The organism is Thiohalocapsa sp., assembly GCF_019695415.1.
Taxonomy (GTDB): domain Bacteria; phylum Pseudomonadota; class Gammaproteobacteria; order Chromatiales; family Chromatiaceae; genus Thiohalocapsa.
Genome location: NZ_JAIFKJ010000061.1, coordinates 1 through 2,536 on the forward strand (window position 1 = coordinate 1; position 2,536 = coordinate 2,536).

The 2,536-nt window shown below is 67.0% G+C and carries 1 protein-coding gene and 1 pseudogene; both read right to left on the bottom strand.

The window, feature by feature from the left end:
* Positions 1–249: 249 nt before the first annotated feature.
* The gene (locus tag I6U14_RS18195; protein WP_367115604.1) at positions 250–609 is read right to left on the bottom strand and encodes a four helix bundle protein; all 360 of its coding nucleotides are present in this window, start codon (positions 607–609) and stop codon (positions 250–252) included.
* A 1,246-nt stretch (positions 610–1,855) separates the two neighbouring features.
* Positions 1,856–2,533, bottom strand: a pseudogene (locus I6U14_RS18200) (restriction endonuclease); the annotation flags it as partial.
* Positions 2,534–2,536: the final 3 nt, after the last annotated feature.

A 2,536-nucleotide genomic window follows, 5' to 3' on the forward strand; every position in this document is an offset into this window, starting at 1 on the left:
CCCCCCCTGTGAGCGCGGGGTGGAGGAAGGGGAAGGGGCGCCCCCGCGGCATCGTCACCAGCAACAGCGGAGGGTTCGCCATCTCGACGGCGGGCGGGTTCTTGTCCCCCCCGTAGAGGCAGCGGTCGGCAACGCGGCGGCGGGCCTCGACGAGCGCGTCATCATCGGATGATGCACGGGTATCGGGTATCGGGGATAGGGTATCGCTGGAATCATCCCCGACACCCGACATACCCGATACCCGCTGTGCTAGTCCCGGAGTGCGCTGATCAGGCGGCGCAGCATCTTGCCCACGTCCTGCATCAGCCCCCAGGCTTGTTTCACCTGCTCCCGATCTAGATATTCCAGTCGTACCGCTATCTGAAGATGCGTCTCGGCCTCCAGCAGTGACCCCTGTGCTATCGACAGGTGGTTGATGTATTCCTTGCGATGCAGCCGCCCGTATCCCTCCGCGATATTCGCCGGAACCGACACGCTCGCCCGCCGAATCTGGCTGGTCAGGCCGAACATCTCGTCCTTCGGAAAGCGCTTCGTCAGTCGGTATATCTCCTCCACCATGTCCATGCTCTTCTGCCAGACTTCCAGGTCGCGGTACGTCTGTACTGCCATCGGTGTTTTCTCCTCGCTGTGTTGCCGCGCCCCTATACCCGATACCCGACATACCCGACATACCCGATACCCGCTCCTGCTCTTCGGCTTCGAGCAACCGCTCTGCCAGATAGCGGCACGCCTGCACCAGGAACGCGCCCGACCCCATCGCCATATCGCACACCTTCAGGTCGAGCAGTTCGACGGACGAGCGCAGCCGCCACTGCTCGCGCGGCAGCCCCTCGGCGGGGCCGTGGTAGACCAGCGGCTCCAGCGTGTGCTGCACAATCGGGTCCGTCAGGCTCCGCGGCGTGTAGTGCGTGCCCGTGGCGCGCCGCTCGGTGCCGCTCGTCACATAGACGCTGCCCGCCGGGATGACCAGCGGCCTGCCGTAGTCGTCGTCGCGCAGCAGTCCCGCCAGGGGCAGCACCCGCCGGTAGAGGGCTTCGTCGTTGCCGCACGCAATGCGGATCTGCTGCGAGCGGTACAGGTCGGGCGCGAAGTCGAGTGCCTTGCGCAGCGGGCTTTCCGAGCGCCCGGTCTGCTCCTTCAGGAAGGCGACCAGGGCATCCGTGCCGCGTTCGCGCATGGCTTCCAGGTCAGCCAGGGCAATCTCTGGCTCGCGCTCCTTCGTGCCTGCCAGCCCGAGCACGGGGGTTTCTGCCCGCACCGCGGTGTGGTCGAGCAAGCCCTCGTAGACGTGCCCGATCTGCTCAATGTCGAGCGCCCGAAACGAGAGCCGCCGCGCCTCGGCGGGGCCGCCACCGGGCACCTTCACCTGCAAGATTTGCAGCGCCTCCAGCAGATGCAGCACCGTGCGGCTGTGTACGCGGATGGCCTCCAGGAAGGGGAAGCGCTGCGGGTCGAACAGGCTGCCGCCATAGGCCGGAAGCGTCAGGCGGTCGTGGCGGATGCCGCCGTGGACAGCGCGGAACGTCGCCAGCAGGCGGCCCCAGGCATCGAAGCGCCGTTCGAGCAACTCTTCGCTGTGCTCGTCGGCCATCTCGCGCAACTGCGCCCGCAGCGTCGAGACGGCGTAGTTCTCATCATAGATAGGGTCGCCAAGCAGCAGCAGGTCGCACTCCTCGGCGCAGAGCAGCACCACCAGGCGCATCATCACCGTCAGCGCCGCCTCATACAGCACCGCATTCGAGACATCCGGCAGCAGCGTGCGCCCGTGGTCTTCGTCCGCCAGGTCGAGCGCCTGCACCAGCACCTCGACGGCGCGGCGCACCTGAACACCAAGCTGGTCGGTCACTTCCTGCTGGTCGTGGACACTCTCGGCGAGCAGCGCCTCCAGCGTGAGGTTGTCGGGCACGCCGAAGAAGCGCCGCGCTTCCAGCAGCGTGCGGAAGGCGCGCAGCGTCAGCGGCTCGTCCAGCCACAGCCGCGCATACCAGGAGATGAAGCCCGTCGTCTCACCTTTCGGCGCATCAACCAGCATCCACTGCTCGCCGTTGGTCAACAGCCCCAGGCGCACCCCGCTGGCGTGCAGCAGCGTCATCATGCGCGTGGCGGGGGAGGTTTTCCAGCGGGCACCCCGCAGCGGCTTTTCGAGGTCTTGCCCCGGCGGCACCGCCCACACCAGCAACCGTGTCCGCTGTGCGTCGTCCGGCTCAATGATGGCGAAGTCGGGGCGGAGCACCTCGCCATATTCGGGGATGGGCACCGCAATATCAGGGGATTCCTGGATGGCGGCATCGGGCAATTCGAGCACCGCGTCGAGCACCCAGCGTACCCAGGCGTGGTGCAGCGCCGGGTCGGGCGCGAGGCTGCCCGCGTCGTCGAGCCATTCCTCATAGGTCAGGCGCAGCGTGCGCGTCAGGTCGGCATCCGGCTCGTTCAACCCTTGCGGTAAGGCACGCAGCAGCACCGGCATGCTCAGGAAGGGGCCGGAGATGTCGAGTAATGAGAGCCATTCGGCGTGGTGGCGGGCGGTGGACATGGG